The following is an 18,742-nucleotide window of genomic DNA, read 5'->3' as shown; positions in this document are numbered from 1 at the left end:
GGATTTGGTTCAACTTTTTTAACATTTGCTTAAAACAAACTTTGCTAAGGTTTGTATAAGTTAGGAGTTAAAACATGTAAAGTCTGAAAGAGCGATCCTTATATATTGAAATGACCCCTACGCCAAGTGATCCTTTAGATTTTCTGAATAATAACACCAATTCGGGTACCCCCCGTAATGTGCCGGAAGCAGACCTGGTGCAGGAGTTATTATATGAAATTATAAGGGTGAAAGATCTTATTGCCTATTACGAGTCCATCCCCAACGGTGGCGGGCAGCTTGGTGCCTCTATATTGACCGAACTGGTTAACGAAGCCTACAATTCTTTAGTAAACTACGATCTGGTGCTGATGAGGAAGTATCTTGATCTATTGCAAAATTGCGACTAAAGCTGTCATTCGTCATTAAGTCATTAGTCATTGGGGTTTTGATTTAATATATTTGCGACAACTAATGACCATTGACCAATGACTAATAGCCATCTAATCTCCCCATCAATACTAGCTGCCGATTTTGCTAACCTGCAACGCGACGTTGAAATGCTTAATGCCAGCGCAGCTGATTGGATGCACGTGGATGTGATGGATGGATTGTTTGTACCTAACATATCGTTTGGTTTCCCGGTGATGAGCGCTATCAAAAAGCATGCTACAAAGCCCCTCGATGTGCATTTAATGATAGTTGACCCCGACCGTTACCTGAAAGGTTTCGCGGACGCGGGTGCAACGGTTATAACGGTACACTACGAAGCCTGTAAACATTTGCACCGTACCGTTCAAGCCATTAAGCAATTGGGTTGTAAAGCGGGAGTGGCTCTTAACCCACACACACCGGTTGCTGTATTGGAAGATATCATCGGCGACCTTGACCTGGTGTTGATCATGTCTGTAAACCCGGGCTTCGGCGGACAAAGCTTTATTGAAAATACCTACAAGAAAATACGCGACGTTAAAGCAATGAGTAACGTGCTTAATCCCTCCCTTCATATAGAGGTTGATGGGGGAGTAGACAGTAATAATATTGTCAAGTTAATAGCCGCCGGTGCTAATGCATTTGTTGCCGGCAGCGCGGTATTTCAATCGGCTGATCCTATGGCTACAATTTCTGCAATGAAAACCGCATAAGCATTATTACTTTGTTAATAATTGCCATTTTATAAGTCCTTAAAATTTAATATTGGCAAAATGTGCAAATACTAATACATTATTACGCATTTGTTAAAAAAAATGTAATTAATGTCTGTTTAATTTGTCAAATTAATTACCTTTGCCCCCATAAAATATGAAGTTGCTAATATTAATTGGCAATTTTAACCAATATTAGATCATATGAAACACAACTTTGGTGCCGGACCCGGCATTTTACCACATGAAGTTTTAAAACAGGCATCAGCCGCTGTAGTTGATTTTAACGGTACCGGACTTTCTATCCTGGAGATCTCGCACAGATCGCCCGAGTTTGAAGGTGTTTTGGATGAAGCTGTTAAATTGGTGAAGGAACTGTTAAACGTACCTGCAGGTTACTCGGTATTGTTTTTACAAGGCGGTGCAAGTTCGCAATTTGCAATGGCGCCGTATAACCTGTTGCCTGAAGGTGGTAAAGCTGCTTACGTGGAAAGCGGTGTGTGGGCCAATAAAGCACTAAAGGAAGCTAAGTTTTTTGGCGAGGTGGCTGTTGTTGCTACTTCGAAAGAAGCTAATTTCACTTATATCCCTAAGGATTTTGAAATACCTGCAGACGCAGCGTATTTCCATATTACATCTAATAACACTATTTACGGTACGCAGTTACATCAGTTCCCTAAATCGCCAGTACCTATGGTTTGCGATATGTCGTCAGACATATTCAGCCGTACGTTTGACGTGGCCGATTTTGATTTGATCTACGCCGGTGCGCAGAAAAACATGGGCCCTGCAGGTGCTACTTTAGTTATTGTTAAAGACGAGATCCTGGGTAAAACCAACCGTAAGATCCCGGCCATGTACAACTACCAGGTGCAAATTGAAGGTGGTTCTATGTATAACACCCCACCGGTGTTTGCTATCTACGTTTCTATGTTAACCTTGAACTGGGTTAAATCAAAAGGTGGTGTTGCTGCCCTTCAAAAAGAGAACGAAGCAAAATCTGCTGTACTATACGAAGAAATTGAGCGTAACCCACTGTTCAAAGCTGTTTGCGCGGTTGAAGATCGCTCACATATGAACGTTTGCTTCGTGATGGAGAATGCCGAACTAGAGAAACCTTTCCTGAAACTATGCGACGAAAAAGGCATCGTAGGCATTAAAGGCCACCGTAGCGTAGGCGGTTTCCGCGCTTCAATTTACAACGCATTGCCAATAACCAGCGTTTACGTGCTGATTGACGCGATGAGAGAATTTGCTGAAAAGAATAAATAGTTTAATAATCATTAGGTCATTGCGTCATTAGGTCATTAAGAAGACCAATGACTTAGTGACCAATGACTCAATGACCAAACAGATGATCAAAATATTAGCTAACGATGGTATTGATCCCATCGGCAAAAAGATGTTAGAGGATGCCGGTTTTGAGGTTGATACTAACAATATACCGCAGGACGAACTGCCTATTAAATTACAAAACTACGATGCCATTACTGTGCGTAGCGCCACTAAAGTGCGTAAAGCTTTAATTGACGCGTGCCCTAACCTGAAACTGATTGGCCGTGGTGGTGTTGGTGTGGATAACATTGACGTTGACTACGCTAAAGAAAAAGGCATTGGCGTTTATAATACGCCTGCTTCTTCATCATTGTCAGTAGCTGAGCTGGTGTTCGGTCACCTGTTTACCGGTGTGCGCTTTTTGCATGACAGTAACCGCCGTACCCCGGTTGAAGGCACCACTAAATTTAACGACCTGAAAAAAGCTTATGCTAAAGGTGTTGAGCTGCGTGGCAAAACTTTAGGTATTGTAGGTTTTGGCCGTATTGGCCGCGAGGTGGCTAAAATAGCTATCGGCGTTGGTATGGATGTATTGGCTTATGACCTGTTCGAGTTTAACCCAGAGGTTGAAATTGTACTAGGAAGCGGCGGCACTACAGCCAAAGTAACTGTTAAAAAAGCAACATTAGATGAGATCATCAAAACTGCTGATTTCATCACCCTGCATACACCATTTGTTGACAAAGCCCTTTTAGGTGCCGAAGAACTGGCCCAAACCAAAAAAGGCGTTGGCCTGGTTAACTGTTCACGCGGTGGCTTGATCGACGAGTTGGCTTTGATCGACGCCTTGAACAGCGGCCAGGTATCATTCGCGGCTTTAGACGTGTTTGATAACGAACCAACCCCACGTGCCGAGATCTTGTCGCACCCTAAAATTTCGTTAACCCCGCACATTGGCGCGGCTACCAACGAAGCACAGGAGCGTATAGGTGTTGAGCTGGCCAGCCTGATCATCGGCCACTTTAAAAACTAAAACTACACCCTCATAATTGCAACAAAGCCGGACTGTGATCAGTCCGGCTTTTGTTTTTGCTGTTTTTCAACTTCGTTTAATCTGTTTTTTGCCGCCATCAAATAGTCGGCAGCTATAAATGGTCTCGCTTTGTACCCTTCCAGAAGAATTCGACCAATAATAATAAAATATTTGTCTTCCATGTCACTTACATCTTTTCCAAAATCAAAAGGAGATTCAAATCCTTTGACCTTTTCCAGGTAAAGCTCATAAGACATATCATTACCCCATAAAATCCATTTCTGATTTTTGCGGAAACCTATTTTCTCTAAAAAGAATTCAACTGTCATCTTATTTGCAAACTGGTTTAAATAATTACAAGGTATAATTCACACCCTTCTCCGGTATTGTCACACTATAACCATCCGCCGTCAAAGCATCTGATAGTAATTGCATGCTGGTAGTTTCGCCATGCACTAAATAAACACCTTTTAGTTTGTTTTTATCCTGGTTATGCACCACGTTAAGCAAATCATCATGATCGCCGTGGGCGCTCAGCACGTCTGTTTGTTTAATAGTAGCATAAACAGCCAGATCGCGGTCTTTGATGTGTACGATGGAATCGCCCCTTAATAACCGGTGACCCAAAGTTCCTTTAGCACAATAGCCGATGAATAGGATAGTAGCGTAGTAATTCTGAATATTATAAAACAGGTGATCCTGTATGCGTCCGCCTTCCAGCATGCCGGCAGATGATATGATGATACAAGGCTCGTAATAATTAGATACCTGGCGGCTATCCTGCAGGCTCTCTACATAGGTCAGATTATCAAAATCAAACTCATCACCTTTGTGGTTATAAAAATCCTTGGCTTCATCGCTCACCAAATTATGGTATTTACGATAGATCTGCGTAGCGCGACCCGCCATTGGGCTATCTACAAAAACCTTTACAGGCGGCAGTAAACCGCTGCTAAATATTTTGTTTAACGAAAACACCAGCGACTGCGTACGCCCTATGCTAAAAGCCGGGATGATAAGGCGGCCTTGTTCTTTCACGCAGCATTTATCAATCACCTCAACCAAAGTTTCCTCAACAGATTTGCCTGTAGTATGTACGCGACCACCATAGGTAGATTCGCATACCAGGAAATCAACCGGAGGCAATGGCTGCGGATCATTCATCACCGGGTAGTTTTTGCGGCCGATATCGCCGGTGAAGCCTATGGTTTTTTCAGTGCCGTTGTCGTCTATTTTAAATATCGCGGCGGCGGCACCTAATAAATGGCCAACGGGCACAAAGGTTAGTTCAACATTGCCATTTAGGCGAAATGGTTTATTAAAGCCGATGGTGACAAAGCGCTCCATGGCATCCATTACGTGTTTCTGTAAATACAGGGGCTGCACGCTGCTGTTAAACTTGCCGCGGTTTTTGCCAAATTTTTTGCCCTTGGCGGCCTTGCTCAAAAAAATATTTACCGAATCAAATAGTAAAAGCTCGGTAAGGTCGGCAGTAGGTGGGGTGCACAGCACCTGGCCCTCAAAGCCCAGGCGTACCAGCGTAGGTATATTGCCCGAGTGATCGATATGCGCGTGGGTTAGCACCACTACATCTATCGATGCGGGGTCGAAATCAAAATTCTCGTTGCTTTGTACGTTTTTATCTTTCTCGTAATCCAGCCCGCAATCAACCAATATTTTGTACTGACCAACCTCTAATAAATGCATGCTGCCGGTTACCTGCTGGGCCGCGCCGTGTATAGTTAACTTCATGTGTAAGTATTACCTTTTAAAGGTTTGGGCCGTTTGCACTATTGGCACCTGTTTGTTTGGATTTTTGTAGTTTTCGCACCAAAATAATTATCACGATAGCTAACAAAATAATAACCAATGTATAGTTTTTGGATGAGTGTTTTTTCTTTTTCTGTAACTCTTCGGCTTCTGCCTTTAATTTATCTATCTGATCGCGCTGGCGGTTAACGGTATACATTAACCCCAAAGCAGCTTTTTCGCTTTCTTTGCTTTTATCTATCGCTTCGGTTTGCTGAAAGGTGCGATGATCAAGCAATATTTTTATCTGCTTGTACAACTCATTATCGGTGCGCACAATGTCCATCAATATTTCGTTACTGCGGCGTATATCTTTTTTGGTTTGTAAACCGAATATGCCGGTGTGCTGGCTCAGGCTTACATCATACTGCCCAAATTTTTGATCGCGCAGGCTCAGCATATTATTTATCTTTTTGCGCTGTAGTTCGTAGGCTAACGAGTCGGCATTGGGTTGGGCCTTCGCGACAGTAAACAAAAAGCATAGCAAAGCAAGCAGTACAAGTTTTTTCATGGTGATGTGAAATGTTATGCGAAATCAATGATCACGCTGTCGCCCAAATTAAGGCCCAGCAAACCGCTGGCATTGCCTTTGTTAATGGCAATCTCCAGGTGGTCACTAATACCAAACAGGCAAAGCTTTTCGCCCTCGGGCACCTCGTTATAGTGCCAGCTCAGGTGATTAATGGTTTCGTTACGCTTAAAGTACAATACAAATTTACGGCCCTGCTGCACCCGGTTAAAAAACTCCTTGGTGATGTTGGTTATCACATTTTGAAACGAATCAATGTAAATAACCGAGCCTTTGATCATGTTTTTCTCAATAACGGGTTGCAGGTTCATTTTGTTTTCAACACCGCTAACCGGTAAGCCAATCTCGTTAAGGGCGCCGCCTTTGGCCAGGTGGCAGGCCGCTTTTACAAAAATATCCGCCAGCGGGAAATGCAAAAACTTCAAATCCTGCATAATGTTGATCTCTACAATCTCCTGTGGTTCAGCGTTAAACATCAGCGAGAAAATGCCGTTATCGGCCCCAACAAAATAGTGGTTTTTGTAACGCACAGCCAGGTACCTGGTATGTTCGTTAAAAACGGTATCAATGCCTATCAGATGTACCGTATCATCCGGAAAATAATAAAAACTATTTTTTAAAATGAACGCGGCTTGCTGTATATTAAAGGCAGAAACGTTATTGGTAATATCAACGATATTTACTGTTGGGAGCAGCTTGTAGATGCTTCCTTTCAGGGCGGCCTGATAGATGTCTTTATCGCCCAGATCAGTAGTTAAAGTTATTATTGCCATTAAGTTTTTTAAATATTTATTGCTAATCTTGTACAAGCGTTAGACGCTGCAAATATTCAATTTTTAATTCACAAATGTCGGCAACAATATAATCAAATTACGATTGAACGAGCTAAAACTATCTATCGAAAATGTAAACCCCGCCGTTTTGTGGGGACCGAACAATGATCATTTTGAGATCATAAAAAAGCAATACCCTAAACTTAAAATAGTTGCGCGTGGTAGTGAGGTTAAAGTGTTGGGAGATGAACGCGAGCTGGTCATTTTCGAAGAAAAATTTAACTACCTGCTGCAGCACATAGAAAAGTTTGAGAATTTGAACGTGCAGGACCTGGAGCGCATCCTGGGATCGAAGGTAGAAGTATCGGCTTCGCCTGATGCCACTGCTGACAAGTTTGCCAGCGGCGAAGTTATTGTATTTGGCCCTAACGGCGTAATGGTGAAGGCCCGTACTGCCAACCAACGCAAAATGGTTGACAGTATTAACAAAAGCGATATCCTTTTCGCTATCGGCCCCGCCGGTACCGGTAAAACCTATACCGCCGTTGCTTTGGCCGTTCGCGCTTTAAAAAACAAAGAGATAAAACGCATTATCCTTACCCGCCCGGCGGTTGAGGCAGGAGAGAACCTGGGTTTTCTTCCCGGCGATCTGAAAGAAAAAATAGATCCGTACCTGCGTCCGCTTTATGATGCGTTGGACGATATGATACCAGCCGAAAAGCTGAAAGTATACCTGGAAAACCGTACCATTGAAATTGCTCCCCTGGCATTTATGCGCGGTCGTACGCTGGATAACTGTTTCGTAATTTTGGACGAGGCACAAAACGCCACCGATATGCAGTTAAAAATGTTTTTAACGCGTATGGGCCCATCGGCAAAATTCATCGTAACCGGCGACGTAACACAGATAGACTTACCCAAAAAACAACAATCGGGCCTGCACACCGCCCTGCGCATACTAACCGATATTAAAGGTATTGACATAGTATACCTAAGCGGCGAAGACGTAGTGCGCCACAAACTGGTACGTAAGATTTTGGCTGCGTACGGAGATATACAGTAGGGATATGAGATGTGAGATTTGAGATATGAGACAGCTTCGGGTTGTTTGATGTTTTAGATATCGCATCTCCATCAAACAGATATGAGAGGAGAGCTGAACCTGCTAAGGTCTCACATCTCAAATCTCACATCTCAAATCTAAAACACAATGAATGCAATAAAAGAAACCCAATTCAATTTCCCTAACCAAACCAGCTTTTATAAAGGTAAGGTGCGGGATGTTTACACTATTGATAATAAATACCTGGTAATGGTGGTGAGCGACCGCATATCTGCTTTTGATGTGGTGCTGCCGGAACCAATACCTTATAAAGGACAAGTACTAAACCAGATAGCGGCCAAGTTTTTGGCTGCTACCGCGGATATTGTGCCAAACTGGGTGGTGAACGTACCCGATCCTAGTGTTACCATCGGCCGCATTTGCGAACCGTTTAAAGTAGAAATGGTAATACGTGGTTACCTGGCGGGACATGCTGCACGTGAGTACGCTGCCGGCAAGCGCCAGGTTTGTGGCGTAAACTTACCCGAAGGTTTAAAAGAGAACGATAAACTGCCGGAGCCTATCATCACCCCGACAACAAAAGCTGCTGTAGGGCATGATGAGGATATTTCGAGAGAAGATATTTTAGCTAAAGGCATTGTATCTGAAAAGGACTACGTTAAGTTAGAAAACTATACCCGCGCACTGTTTGCACGCGGTACCGAAATAGCTGCCAAACAAGGTTTGATTTTGGTGGACACCAAGTACGAGTTTGGCAAAATGGGCGATACCATTTATTTAATTGATGAGATCCACACGCCGGATTCATCGCGCTATTTCTACAGCGAAGGTTATGCTGAAAGACAAGCCAGTGGCGAACCACAGAAACAGCTTTCAAAAGAGTTTGTACGCAGATGGTTGATCGAAAATAATTTTCAGGGTAAAGACGGGCAGGTAGTGCCTGAGATGACACCTGAGAAAGTAGAATCAATATCTGAAAGATATATTGAGCTTTACGAACAAATAACCGGCGAAGCTTTTGTGAAGCCCGATGCTGCTAACGTATTGGATAGGGTAGAAACCGCCATTACAAAAGCGTTGTCTGCACTATAGTTTTATTTGTAAATAATATTATATCTTAGCATTTCAATAATTTACAACAATGAAATTTACAGTAGATAAACACGAGAAATATATATTGCTTAAACTCAATGAGTCTAAACTGAATTCATTGGTTACGCCACAGTTAAAATCAGAATTGATTTTGATCAACACCGAAGGCCAGCGCAATATCATCCTTGACCTGTCGCAGGTTAAGTTTGCCGATTCATCAGGTTTAAGCAGTTTATTGGTTGGTCATCGTTTATGCAAAAACGCCGAGGGTTCATTTATCCTGGCGGGATTAAATGACGCGGTACAACGCCTGGTAACTATCTCTCAGTTAGAGAACGTATTAACTATAGTGCCGAAATGCGAAGAAGCTATTGACATTATTTTTATGGAAGAGATAGAAAAAGAATTAAAAAAAGAAGCAAGATAGTACCTAATTTGTTTACCTGCTATGAGATTTGAGGTAACCATTTTAGGCAGTAGTTCTGCAACACCCATTTATAACCGCAACCCAACCGCACAGGTACTCAATATTAACGAGCGCCTGTACCTGGTAGACTGCGGCGAAGGAACGCAACAGCAAATGTTGCGTTTTGACGTTAAGGCCAGTCGTATTGATCATATTTTCATCAGTCACCTGCATGGCGATCATTACCTGGGGCTGGTGGGGCTGCTATCATCCCTGCATTTAAACGGTCGCAAAAAGCCGCTTAAGTTGTTTGGCCCGGCGGCGCTGATGGAGATCATTGAGCTTCAACTAAAATACTCTGAAACTACCCTTCAATATCCTTTAGATTTTGTTGCTACAGATGCTACACAATCGCAGGTATTAATAGCCAACGAAGATGTAACGGTGGAGACCATTCCGCTGGATCATCGTATCCCTACCACAGGTTTCCTGTTTAAAGAGAAAAAGCGCTTGCGCAAACTGATGAAGGAAAAGCTGGAAAGGATAGGAGTGCCCATTGAACTGTACACCGCCTTAAAAAAAGGTGCCGACTATACCAATAACGAAGGCAAAACCTGGAAGAACGAAGAGCTCACCACCGATTCGGACACTCCAAAAATATACGCCTACTGCTCGGATACAAAATGCACAGAGCGCTACTACGCGCAAATAGCCAATGCCGACCTGCTATATCATGAAGCCACTTTCCTGCACAATATGTTGGACAGAGCGCTGGAAACGCATCACACCACCGCCCTGCAAGCCGGCGAGGTAGCAGTAGCCACCGGCGCAAAAAAACTGCTTATAGGCCATTTTTCGGCCCGCTATAAAACGCTGGATGAGCTGCTTGGGGAAAGTCAAAGTGTTTTCCCGGAAACGGGATTAGCTATAGAAGGCAGGACGTTCTCAATCTAATCCAGTTTCAGTATTAATACTTCACCGTTTTCACCACGTAATTCATTGTCGGATATAATAGTGAATTTAAAGGTCCAGGCCATATCTTCTACTTTAACGGTGATACGACTACCGCTGATATCATAGCGTGCCTGCCAAATAATATCGCCGCCCGGGTTAATATCCGCTTTTCCGCCGGGTTTTAAGCTAAGCCATACACCACCACCCATTAAATGGTTTGTAATTTCAGCATTTGATTGTACGTAGGTTTTTTCTTTATCAACCTTCAAAGCATCTTTTTTACATGCTGATAAAGAAATTATTACAAACGCTAATAGTGTGTAGCTAACGATTTTTAATTTGATTAAAAACTGTTTCATAAGTGTGGTTTAATGGTTTTACAGGTAAAACGGTAGCGTAGCGGGCAATGCTACACACAAGGGAAAATTTATACCTAATGATAAATATGAAGCGTGTAGCAGGCATGTTAGTGTGATGATGTTGTTTTTATTATGTAGTTGATAATCAGAAGTGTAGCATGCTACACCAAGTGTAGCGCTGTAGCGTGCTACGCATACGCCGCTACACTGCGCCCTATCGCGCCCAAATAAAAAACGCCCCCTCCAAAAGGAAGAGGCGTTGTACAGCAGCAAAGCTGTAAGCCGGGTTCTGTAACATCCGCCATTACTGGCGGACGTCTTCTATCATTGATCTTGTTCTGCCGTTGCCGGCAGACTCTAACAACCTACCCATCCTGACTGCCCCGGTTACCCGGGACAGGGAGCGAGCAACCCCGCTTTCAGGACCTATTTGGTTTTTCAACTCCTGAGGTTTACCGCGATTCCGGTCGCCCGGAAAAGCCGTGAGCTCTTACCTCACGTTTTCACCCTTACCCACCGAAGCGGGCGGTATATTCTCTGTGGCACTTGCTGTCGCCGGCTGTCGGCGCCTTCCCGTTAGGAAGCAGGATGCTCTATGTTGCCCGGACTTTCCTCAACCACCCGAAGGCAGCAGCGATAGAACGTTTTGCAGGGGTAAAGGTAGGGTTTTTAGTCTTACTTACATCCTTTCAGATCAGCATTAACAGCATCGGTAGTAACCGTCCCCATTTTGTTACCAAACGAGTTGGTAACATAGGTAAGCACTTCGGCAATCTCAACCGGCGAAAGTTCAGCCGGCGGCATCTCGCCCTGGTAAAATTTGCCAGCCAGGCTGATGTCGCCTTTCAGGCCGTGTTTGATAATGCAGGCCAGCTGATGTTTGTTTTTGTTCAGGTAAGCAGTGTCCGTCAGTGGTGGGATCAGGGCCTGTAAGCCTTGTCCGTCCCCGCCATGGCAGTTCTGGCATTTGTTCTGGTAAACCAGTTTGCCGGCGGTATAATAGCGCATGTATTCAATGTCGCCCTCGTTTTGACAGGCGGCCAATGCAAAGAGTAGAATGAAAATGCCGGTAATTGCTTTTACTTTCATTTGACTGCATTTTGCTCAGGATCGGCACGAAGTATTTTGATATCAGCTATTAGCTTTTCGACTTGTTCGGGCACGGTGCCATCATATTGTCCGCGGATGCGTTTTTGTTTGTCGATCAAAATAAAGTAGCCATCGTGGATGTATTTTTCCTTGGCGTCCTCGGCAGGAGTTGTAACCAAGTAGCTTTTAGAGAGTGTGTAGATATCTTCTTTTTTGCCGTTGAGTAACCACCATTTATTACCAGTTATGCCCAATTTATCTGCATACTGCTTTAGTACAGCCACGGTATCATGTTTAGGGTCAATGGTGTATGATATGATCTTTACATCCTCAGCATCCTTAATAGCCTCATAAACACTCATCATATTGCGGTGCATAATAGGGCATATCGAAGGGCAGGTGGTGAAAAAGAAATCGGCAATGTAAATGGTGCCATCCAGGTTTTTGTTGCTGATGCTATCACCGTATTGATTTACGGTTTTAAAAGCCGGGATAGTATTGTAAACGGTATCGGTAACTTCTTTGCCGTCAACCATTTTAGTTACCACATCGCGGTTGCCGGATATGGGGAGTTTTTGTGTAGCATCGTTAAATTTACAAGCAGTAAATAGTAAAGCAATTGTGGCAAGGGCTAAGTATTTTCTCATTAGTTTTTCTTTATTTTAAGCAGATAGGTATCAGACTCTTTAACCGCTTGCGTAATCTGCGAATCAATGCCGATCACTTGTTTTTTCTGACCTTCCAGGTAAGTCACAATTTGCTCATGCGATTTGCCTTTTTGGGAAGGATCGAAGTTCTGCATCCAACTTTCCATTTCGCCGTCGGCTTTAACCAATTTTTGGCTGATGGTGTTCATTGCCGCTTTTTCGGTAGTGTCGGTACTGTTAAGCATTAAAGTATCCAACTGCATTTTGTTTTGCATCAGCTTTTCTTCCTGGCCCATTACCTCGTCGTGTAACTTAATTACGTCCTTAAGCAGAGCTTCTTCCTGTTTTTTGTCGTTATTGCAGGCGCTCAAGGTTATTACTGCTGCGGCTATAGCTAAAAATTTCCTCATCATATTATAAGTTGCGTACGTAGTAAATGTAATCAGTAGGTGGCAGAGTTTCAACGCCGGTTAGTTTAAGATGTTGTCCGGCTTGCGCCCTGGTGTGAGTGCCGTGATTGATCACATGGATCAATATATCCTCTAAGCGAGTATTGAACGGATCGCCGGCTATGCTGTGGTAGCTGATGTTCTTGTCAAAATCAGCTTCGCTTAAGCTTTCTAAATACATTATCCAATCGTTATGGATCTCGTTTATTTTATAATCGAAACTCTCAGGGAAGTCAGTCGACCATAACTCAACATTATTAGCCGGGCGACCCAAACAACGGTTAAGCCATACTTCGCTGGCGGTTAATAAATGTGTAAATAGCTGAGCCGGTTTTTCCGGCGTATTGTTGGCTGTGATCGCGTCGACAATGCGCAGGTTGCAATAGCGGTCGTAATCAAAAAGGCGGATAAAATGTTTTTTCATGGCAACAGGGATTGTGCTGCAAAGGTAATAGCTAAAGGGCAAAAAACGTACGCCAAACAGGTTTAATAAACTTCATAATTACGTAACAATTAACACATCATGGGGTTATATAGCTGATGTATCTTAGTATTAACAAAAAGTAAAAATCATGAAAGTTATCATCAATTTATTTAACAGCTTACGCGAATGGATATTTTTGAGAAGCATGCGTTCATCATTTATCCACTAATTCATTTAGCGAAAATTTTTCGTTAAGGCATTTATAACATACTTTTGGGCCGCGCGTTTGGCCCAAACACATGAAAGCTATTATTCCCGACACACCGTTAACTAAGCAACTTTTTGGCGACGACTTTATCTGGGGCGTATCAACTGCAGCCACCCAGGTAGAGGGTGCCCATGATGTTGATGGTAAAGGCCTTTCTGTTTGGGATGCTTTTGTAGCCCAAAAAGGCCGGGTATTAAAAAACGCTCATCACTATGTAGCCTGCGATTTTTACAATTGCTACCAGCGCGACATAGATCTCATCAAGCAACTCAATATTCCTAACTTCCGTTTCTCTATAGCATGGCCACGTATATTGCCCAATGGGGAAGGAGCGGTAAACCAGGCAGGCATAGCTCATTATAATAAAGTTATTGATTATTGTTTAAGCCAGGGTATCCAGCCCTGGTTAACGCTATACCACTGGGACCTGCCGCAAGCGCTGGAAGCCAAGGGCGGCTGGACAAACCGCGAAGTAGTAAACTGGTTCACCAATTACGTTGACATATGTGCCAATGCCTTTGGCGACCGTGTAAAACATTGGATGGTGATGAACGAGCCAATGGTTTTTACCGGTGCGGGATATTTTTTCGGTATACACGCGCCGGGGCGCCGGGGACTAAAAAACTTCCTGCCTGCTATACACCATGCGGTTTTAAGTATGGTTTCGGGGGCTAAAGTGTTACGAAGCAAATTGCCGGATGCGGAAATTGGTACCACTTTTTCCTGTTCGCACGTTGAGCCTTATAATGATAAACCACGCACCATCGCCGCTGCAAACCGTGTGGATACATTGCTTAATCGTACGTTTATTGAACCGATATTAGGCCTTGGTTATCCAATGAATGACCTGCCTGTTTTAAAAGGTTTGGCCAAATACATGTTGCCTGGTGATGAGGATAACCTGCATTTTGATTTTGACTTTATCGGGCTACAGAATTATACGCGCGAGATCGTCAAGTACTCGTTTTTCACCCCTTATATAGGCGCTAGTTTAGTAAAGGCCGAAAACCGCGGCGTACCGGTTACAACAATGGGCTGGGAAGTTTACCCGGCTTCCATATACCATCTGCTCAAAAAGTATAACAACTATCCGCAGATCAGAAAAATATACCTTACTGAAAGCGGTGCCGCGTTCCCGGATGAAGTGAATGAAGGAGCGGTGAATGATAAGCTACGTGTAGAATATCTGCAAGCCTATTTGCAACAAGTACTAAAAGCAAAAAACGAAGGTTGCGAGGTTAGCGGTTATTTTATATGGACGCTTACCGATAATTTTGAATGGGCCGAAGGATATAAGCCGCGCTTCGGTATTATTCATGTTGACTTTGAAACGCAGGAGCGTATTGTAAAGGCATCCGGCCAATGGTATGCCGGTTTAATAAAATAGCCGAAAGCCGGTTTTAACCTGCTTATCGGCCATTTCTATAAAAATCACACAATATTTATTTTTTTACCGGCGCTTTTGCTTTTGCGCTCGGGGCAGCAGTTTTAGGCGCAGCAGCTTTAGCTGGGGCGGCTTTTGGTGCAGCAGGTTTTGCGGCGGCCGGGGCAACAGCTTTAGCCGAAGCGGCAGTTTTAGGTGCAGTCGGGGCAGCTATCTTAGCGACAGCTTTAGGTGCAGCGGGTTTTGCAGCTTTAGGTGCCGATTTTTTTGCGGCAGGTGCTTGTTTTGATAGTTTTTTAGCCAGGTTTTTTGCGGCTTTTTCAATAGCTTTTTCGGCTTTCTTCAAATTTGGCTCTAATTCGGCAACTATAGCTTTAATTTGAGCGGCCAATTTATCGGTCAGGCTTTTCTTAAATTCTTTGCGTTGTTTTTTGGCTTGGGCTTTAACGTTGTCTTTTTTCATATATCAATAGAATACAATAAGGTTATCTTTTGTTGTTTGTTGGCGCAAATTTAGGTTATGTATATATTTATTTAATATTATGTTTATGTTAACAACCCTCTGGATGTTAAGTTGTTTGTGAAATTAAATTTCACATTTTAAACGTGCAGATAAGCACTTATTTGGTGTTTCTTAAATTTACTTCTCAATTAATTTTATTATTTGTAACGAGATGCAGCTACCGTTTTTGTACCTAATTTTGTGGTATTAACTGACTTATTATTACCAGGTATTAAAACCAATTTATGCGCTTGGTTGGGGCCTGTAATGGGCCCCCTTATAATGGTCGGTTATTTACATTTTATATAAATATACTATGACCATTGGTATCCCTAAGGAAATTAAAAACAACGAAAATCGTGTAGCCGCTACGCCTGCAGGTGTTGAGGCATTGGTAGCCGCCGGCCACCAGGTAAGTGTTGAAAAAGGCGCGGGCGCAGGTTCGGGCTTTGTTGATGCCGCTTATGAGCAAGCCGGTGCCAAACTGGTTGATACTGCCGCCGAAGCATGGGCACAGCAGATGGTAATGAAGGTGAAAGAACCTATTGCTGCCGAGTTTCAGTATTTTCGTAAAGATCTTATCCTGTTCACGTATTTGCACCTTGCTGCGGAGCCGGCGCTAACCACCGCATTGGTTGAAAAAGGTGTTATCGGCATCGCTTACGAAACCATCCAATTACCTAACGGTGCATTGCCGTTGCTAACCCCAATGAGCGAGGTTGCAGGCCGTATGGCAGTACAAATAGGAGCGCGCTTTTTAGAGAAACCTAATGGCGGCAAAGGCGTATTGCTAAGTGGCGTGCCGGGAGCACGTCGTGCTAAAGTTACCATTATTGGTGGCGGCGTAGCCGGAACCAACGCGGCTAAAATAGCAATTGGTTTGGGTGCCGAGGTTACCATACTTGATACCAGCCTGGAGCGTTTACGCCAGTTAGATGATATTTTCGGCTACCAGATATCTACCTTAGCTTCAAACAGCAGCACCATCGCGCAAACTGTTAAATGTTCTGACCTGGTTATTGGTGCGGTATTGATCCCTGGCGCTAAATCGCCAAAACTGGTTACCGAAGCTATGGTTGCAGCCATGGAACCCGGATCAGTTATTGTTGATGTGGCTATTGACCAGGGTGGTATTTTTGAGACCGCCGATCGTGTTACCACGCACGAAAATCCAACTTATGTTAAAAACGATGTGATACACTACTCGGTAGGTAATATGCCGGGCGCTGTGCCTTACACATCAACCATAGCATTAACCAACGCAACTTTAGGTTATGCTTTGCAGATAGCTAACAAGGGCTACCAAAAAGCATTGGCCGACAACGCCGCTCTTGCAAAAGGTCTAAATACCTACAATGGCGCGGTAACTTATAAAGCAGTGGCCGATGTCACCGGTCATGCTTACCAGGAAGTGAATTTTTGATTGATACGGTTTAATAAGTGAAAAGGGCTGGTTCTGTGAAGAACCAGCCCTTTGTTTTATACTGCCAGACTTACGAAGTTTTAAAAACTTCGTAAGTCTTAATGCTACTTTTTCACCTTGATACTATTATTCTTCCTGTTCACATCAGGCAAAGCCGCGTCGGGGTCAACGCTTACCAGTTCGGCTTCGGTTGTAGTTGGGATGATGAACGTCGTCGCTTTATTTTGCAGCCAGGTTTCCACCGGTAGTTTCATGCGGTGTTTGCTGCCATCTTTCAGCTTCGCTTCAATACTAAAAGGCATAGCCATAGGCTCTTTATTAGCTACCACCACTTCAATGCCGTTTTTAGGATCCCCGTTAACATATTTGGCGCTTATGAGAGCTATATCCAGCTTATAATTATTGTAGAACCAACCGCGCCAAAACCACGACAGATCCTCGCCTGCGGCATTGTCCATAGAGCGGAAGAAGTCTTGCGGTTGCGGATGTTTGTAGGCCCATTTAGCTATGTAGTTTTTAAAAGCGTAATCAAATCTGTCTTTACCTAAAATCTGCTCACGCAGCAAGATCAAACCAAAGGCCGGTTTAAAATAGGTTAGGGGATGGCGATATTTTTCGGGAATAGCGTCAGGATGCGTCATGATACTTGGCGAAGCCGGATCTGTTAAGGACGGAATGATCTCATCTGCCGGATTACCACCGCCCGGTGCATACTCACCATCGCGCTTAGGCGCGTATTCACCCTTATTGATCACGTCCGAAGCATATACGTCAATAAACGTATTAAAACCTTCATCCATCCAGGCATAGCGGCGTTCGTTGGAGCCTACGATCATCGGGAACCAGTTGTGGCCAATCTCGTGCGCGGTTACCCAAAACAACTCCTTACCTTTGTCGTTGATGCCATCAAACAAAATACCCGGATATTCCATGCCCCCTGCAATACCAGCTTCATTAACAGCCACCGGCCATGGGTAAACAAACCATTTGGCAGAAAAATATTCTATAGAATGTTTCAGGTATTCGGTTGATCTTCCCCAGGCATCATTACCAACACTTTCTACAGGGTAAACACTCATCGCCAGCGACTTTTTGCCTCCGGGCAAGTTAACTCTCGCCGCGTCCCAAACAAATGCCCTGGAAGCGCCAAAAGCTACATCACGGGTGTTCAGCATTTTAAAGCGCCAGGTAAGAGTGCCTTTATTTACCGGGCGGGATGATGGAGCGTTAACCTCTTCAGGCGTACGGATCATGATAGTTTTGTCGCTATTTTTCGCGGCAGCTAATCGGGCTTGTTGTTTGGCTGTAAGCACCTCAGCGGGGTTAACCAACTCGCCCGAGCCGGCTACGATCATATCCCAGGGTACGGTAACGCTGTAATCAAAATCGCCATAATCTAAATAAAACTCGCCGCTGCCAACAAAAGGCATCGTGTCCCAGCCATGCAGATCATCATAAACGCACATGCGTGGGAACCATTGGGCTATCTCATATATCTTTCCGTTTTTGGTATCGGCGAAATCTGTGCGACCGCCAAATGCGCCTGGAATGGTGTAATGATATTTGATGAGGATATTGATCTTGCCGCCTTTAGCAGATAGGGCCTTCGGCAGGCGCACTTGCATGCGCGTATCGGTTACTACAAACGTAGCTTTAGTGGTTACGCCGTTTTGAATAAGAGAAACCGATTCAACCTGGTAGCCATTGGTATGGTCGGCAGCTTTGGGCTGGTTGCCGGTAACAAAGTTGGAGCGTGCATCTTTACGATACATATTCTGATCCATGTGCAGCCATAGGTAAGGCAAAGCATCCGGACTGTTATTGGCGTAAGTAATATTTGCCGTAGCACTCAAAACCTTGCTCGCTGTATCAATATTGGCTTTAATCACATAATCCGCGCGGTTCTGCCAATACTTAGGCCCAGGGTCGCCGTTGGCAGAATGAAACTCATTACCCTTTTCGGTATAAAAGCCAGGGGCGAATAAAGCCTGCGGGTAATAATTGGAGCTGATGGTATCGTTGGAAGTATTTCGTTCGCGACGTTGGGCCTGCGAGCTGAAGGTAGCCAATAGCGATAACGCGCCAATGGCAAGGTGGTGTAATTTCATGCGTGTCAGTTAAGTAAAGGCAAGATACGAA

General features: G+C 44.0%; 21 protein-coding genes and 1 other RNA gene. 10 read left to right on the top strand and 12 right to left on the bottom strand.

The window, feature by feature from the left end; genetic code table 11:
• Nucleotides 1-110: 110 nt before the first annotated feature.
• From AC59JT_RS09490 to AC59JT_RS09475, 4 genes are all read left to right on the top strand, one after another.
• Entirely contained in the window at nt 111-389 is a 279-nt protein-coding gene (locus tag AC59JT_RS09490; RefSeq protein ID WP_497398123.1) for a hypothetical protein, read from the top strand.
• 78 nt (nt 390-467) lie between these two features.
• Nucleotides 468-1,124 carry a ribulose-phosphate 3-epimerase gene (gene rpe, locus AC59JT_RS09485; RefSeq protein ID WP_497398121.1) on the top strand — a complete coding sequence of 219 codons (657 nt, stop codon included), beginning with the start codon at nt 468-470 and terminating at the stop codon, nt 1,122-1,124.
• Between the two features lie 204 nt (nt 1,125-1,328).
• Nucleotides 1,329-2,396, top strand: coding sequence for a 3-phosphoserine/phosphohydroxythreonine transaminase (gene serC / locus AC59JT_RS09480; protein WP_497398119.1), 1,068 nt, complete (start codon nt 1,329-1,331; stop codon nt 2,394-2,396).
• Between the two features lie 82 nt (nt 2,397-2,478).
• Nucleotides 2,479-3,432: a D-2-hydroxyacid dehydrogenase gene (locus tag AC59JT_RS09475; protein ID WP_497398117.1), complete on the top strand. Its 954-nt coding sequence runs from the start codon at nt 2,479-2,481 to the stop codon at nt 3,430-3,432.
• 38 nt (nt 3,433-3,470) lie between these two features.
• Here AC59JT_RS09475 and AC59JT_RS09470 read toward each other — a convergent pair whose 3' ends face one another.
• From AC59JT_RS09470 to AC59JT_RS09455, 4 genes are read right to left on the bottom strand one after another with little or no spacing between them, the layout of a single operon-like run.
• Nucleotides 3,471-3,761, bottom strand: a complete 291-nt coding sequence (locus tag AC59JT_RS09470) for a hypothetical protein (RefSeq protein WP_497398115.1) — start codon at nt 3,759-3,761, stop codon at nt 3,471-3,473.
• Nucleotides 3,762-3,786: 25 nt separating this feature from the next.
• Nucleotides 3,787-5,184 carry an MBL fold metallo-hydrolase gene (locus AC59JT_RS09465; protein WP_497398113.1) on the bottom strand — a complete coding sequence of 466 codons (1,398 nt, stop codon included), beginning with the start codon at nt 5,182-5,184 and terminating at the stop codon, nt 3,787-3,789.
• Between the two features lie 16 nt (nt 5,185-5,200).
• Complete coding sequence (locus AC59JT_RS09460) at nt 5,201-5,752, bottom strand: hypothetical protein (RefSeq protein WP_497398111.1); 552 nt, start codon at nt 5,750-5,752, stop codon at nt 5,201-5,203.
• Between the two features lie 14 nt (nt 5,753-5,766).
• Nucleotides 5,767-6,543, bottom strand: a complete 777-nt coding sequence (locus tag AC59JT_RS09455) for an SAM hydrolase/SAM-dependent halogenase family protein (RefSeq protein ID WP_497398109.1) — start codon at nt 6,541-6,543, stop codon at nt 5,767-5,769.
• 103 nt (nt 6,544-6,646) lie between these two features.
• On the opposite strand from AC59JT_RS09455, the gene AC59JT_RS09450 reads away from it, so the two are divergent.
• The 4 genes from AC59JT_RS09450 (at nt 6,647) to AC59JT_RS09435 (ending at nt 10,058) form a co-directional block, all read left to right on the top strand.
• Nucleotides 6,647-7,606, top strand: coding sequence for a PhoH family protein (locus AC59JT_RS09450; RefSeq protein ID WP_497398107.1), 960 nt, complete (start codon nt 6,647-6,649; stop codon nt 7,604-7,606).
• A 147-nt stretch (nt 7,607-7,753) separates the two neighbouring features.
• Nucleotides 7,754-8,698: a phosphoribosylaminoimidazolesuccinocarboxamide synthase gene (locus AC59JT_RS09445; protein ID WP_497398105.1), complete on the top strand. Its 945-nt coding sequence runs from the start codon at nt 7,754-7,756 to the stop codon at nt 8,696-8,698.
• Nucleotides 8,699-8,747: 49 nt separating this feature from the next.
• Nucleotides 8,748-9,125 (top strand): STAS domain-containing protein, encoded by a 378-nt coding sequence (locus AC59JT_RS09440; protein WP_497398104.1) that lies wholly within the window; start codon nt 8,748-8,750, stop codon nt 9,123-9,125.
• A gap of 21 nt (nt 9,126-9,146) precedes the next feature.
• Nucleotides 9,147-10,058 carry a ribonuclease Z gene (locus AC59JT_RS09435; RefSeq protein ID WP_497398102.1) on the top strand — a complete coding sequence of 304 codons (912 nt, stop codon included), beginning with the start codon at nt 9,147-9,149 and terminating at the stop codon, nt 10,056-10,058.
• Here the strand turns inward: AC59JT_RS09435 and AC59JT_RS09430 are convergent.
• The 6 genes from AC59JT_RS09430 to AC59JT_RS09405 all read right to left on the bottom strand — a co-directional run bounded on the left by AC59JT_RS09430 (nt 10,055) and on the right by AC59JT_RS09405 (nt 13,026).
• A complete protein-coding gene (locus AC59JT_RS09430; protein WP_497398100.1) occupies nt 10,055-10,417 on the bottom strand; it encodes a hypothetical protein in 363 nt (120 codons plus the stop codon). The two genes, AC59JT_RS09435 and AC59JT_RS09430, sit on opposite strands and share 4 nt — an antisense overlap.
• A gap of 262 nt (nt 10,418-10,679) precedes the next feature.
• Nucleotides 10,680-11,070, bottom strand: an RNA gene (gene rnpB / locus AC59JT_RS09425) — RNase P RNA component class A.
• 22 nt (nt 11,071-11,092) lie between these two features.
• Nucleotides 11,093-11,506, bottom strand: a complete 414-nt coding sequence (locus AC59JT_RS09420; RefSeq protein ID WP_497398098.1) for a c-type cytochrome — start codon at nt 11,504-11,506, stop codon at nt 11,093-11,095.
• Entirely contained in the window at nt 11,503-12,153 is a 651-nt protein-coding gene (locus AC59JT_RS09415) for an SCO family protein (protein ID WP_497398096.1), read from the bottom strand. Before AC59JT_RS09415 ends, AC59JT_RS09420 begins: the two co-directional genes overlap by 4 nt.
• Nucleotides 12,153-12,566 (bottom strand): hypothetical protein, encoded by a 414-nt coding sequence (locus AC59JT_RS09410; RefSeq protein WP_497398094.1) that lies wholly within the window; start codon nt 12,564-12,566, stop codon nt 12,153-12,155. Before AC59JT_RS09410 ends, AC59JT_RS09415 begins: the two co-directional genes overlap by 1 nt.
• A 1-nt stretch (nt 12,567) precedes the next feature.
• On the bottom strand, nt 12,568-13,026 hold the full coding sequence (locus AC59JT_RS09405; protein WP_497398092.1) for a DinB family protein: 459 nt from the start codon (nt 13,024-13,026) through the stop codon (nt 12,568-12,570).
• Between the two features lie 299 nt (nt 13,027-13,325).
• On the opposite strand from AC59JT_RS09405, the gene AC59JT_RS09400 reads away from it, so the two are divergent.
• Entirely contained in the window at nt 13,326-14,681 is a 1,356-nt protein-coding gene (locus AC59JT_RS09400) for a GH1 family beta-glucosidase (protein ID WP_497398090.1), read from the top strand.
• Between the two features lie 55 nt (nt 14,682-14,736).
• Here AC59JT_RS09400 and AC59JT_RS09395 read toward each other — a convergent pair whose 3' ends face one another.
• On the bottom strand, nt 14,737-15,141 hold the full coding sequence (locus AC59JT_RS09395) for a hypothetical protein (RefSeq protein WP_497398088.1): 405 nt from the start codon (nt 15,139-15,141) through the stop codon (nt 14,737-14,739).
• 355 nt (nt 15,142-15,496) lie between these two features.
• Between AC59JT_RS09395 and ald the strand changes: the two genes are divergently transcribed.
• Nucleotides 15,497-16,603 carry an alanine dehydrogenase gene (gene ald, locus AC59JT_RS09390; protein ID WP_497398086.1) on the top strand — a complete coding sequence of 369 codons (1,107 nt, stop codon included), beginning with the start codon at nt 15,497-15,499 and terminating at the stop codon, nt 16,601-16,603.
• Between the two features lie 104 nt (nt 16,604-16,707).
• Here the strand turns inward: ald and AC59JT_RS09385 are convergent, their stop codons facing one another.
• Nucleotides 16,708-18,711: a M1 family metallopeptidase gene (locus AC59JT_RS09385; protein WP_497398084.1), complete on the bottom strand. Its 2,004-nt coding sequence runs from the start codon at nt 18,709-18,711 to the stop codon at nt 16,708-16,710.
• Between the last annotated feature and the right edge of the window lie 31 nt (nt 18,712-18,742).

This window comes from Mucilaginibacter sp. A3364 (assembly GCF_059690715.1).
The sequence above is the reverse complement of the archived record's forward strand: the minus strand, read 5'-3'. Positions and strand labels throughout refer to the sequence as shown.

Coding starts and splice junctions, on each gene's coding strand:
- AC59JT_RS09460 (WP_497398111.1), bottom strand. CDS start 5,752: ATGAAAAAACTTGTACTGCTTGCTTTGCTATGCTTTTTGTTTACTGTC.
- AC59JT_RS09405 (WP_497398092.1), bottom strand. CDS start 13,026: ATGAAAAAACATTTTATCCGCCTTTTTGATTACGACCGCTATTGCAAC.
- AC59JT_RS09440 (WP_497398104.1), top strand. CDS start 8,748: ATGAAATTTACAGTAGATAAACACGAGAAATATATATTGCTTAAACTC.
- AC59JT_RS09490 (WP_497398123.1), top strand. CDS start 111: ATGACCCCTACGCCAAGTGATCCTTTAGATTTTCTGAATAATAACACC.
- AC59JT_RS09445 (WP_497398105.1), top strand. CDS start 7,754: ATGAATGCAATAAAAGAAACCCAATTCAATTTCCCTAACCAAACCAGC.
- ald (WP_497398086.1), top strand. CDS start 15,497: ATGACCATTGGTATCCCTAAGGAAATTAAAAACAACGAAAATCGTGTA.
- AC59JT_RS09430 (WP_497398100.1), bottom strand. CDS start 10,417: ATGAAACAGTTTTTAATCAAATTAAAAATCGTTAGCTACACACTATTA.
- AC59JT_RS09415 (WP_497398096.1), bottom strand. CDS start 12,153: ATGAGAAAATACTTAGCCCTTGCCACAATTGCTTTACTATTTACTGCT.
- AC59JT_RS09395 (WP_497398088.1), bottom strand. CDS start 15,141: ATGAAAAAAGACAACGTTAAAGCCCAAGCCAAAAAACAACGCAAAGAA.
- AC59JT_RS09410 (WP_497398094.1), bottom strand. CDS start 12,566: ATGATGAGGAAATTTTTAGCTATAGCCGCAGCAGTAATAACCTTGAGC.
- serC (WP_497398119.1), top strand. CDS start 1,329: ATGAAACACAACTTTGGTGCCGGACCCGGCATTTTACCACATGAAGTT.
- AC59JT_RS09435 (WP_497398102.1), top strand. CDS start 9,147: ATGAGATTTGAGGTAACCATTTTAGGCAGTAGTTCTGCAACACCCATT.
- AC59JT_RS09420 (WP_497398098.1), bottom strand. CDS start 11,506: ATGAAAGTAAAAGCAATTACCGGCATTTTCATTCTACTCTTTGCATTG.
- AC59JT_RS09385 (WP_497398084.1), bottom strand. CDS start 18,711: ATGAAATTACACCACCTTGCCATTGGCGCGTTATCGCTATTGGCTACC.
- AC59JT_RS09400 (WP_497398090.1), top strand. CDS start 13,326: ATGAAAGCTATTATTCCCGACACACCGTTAACTAAGCAACTTTTTGGC.
- AC59JT_RS09465 (WP_497398113.1), bottom strand. CDS start 5,184: ATGAAGTTAACTATACACGGCGCGGCCCAGCAGGTAACCGGCAGCATG.
- rpe (WP_497398121.1), top strand. CDS start 468: ATGACTAATAGCCATCTAATCTCCCCATCAATACTAGCTGCCGATTTT.
- AC59JT_RS09455 (WP_497398109.1), bottom strand. CDS start 6,543: ATGGCAATAATAACTTTAACTACTGATCTGGGCGATAAAGACATCTAT.
- AC59JT_RS09470 (WP_497398115.1), bottom strand. CDS start 3,761: ATGACAGTTGAATTCTTTTTAGAGAAAATAGGTTTCCGCAAAAATCAG.
- AC59JT_RS09475 (WP_497398117.1), top strand. CDS start 2,479: ATGATCAAAATATTAGCTAACGATGGTATTGATCCCATCGGCAAAAAG.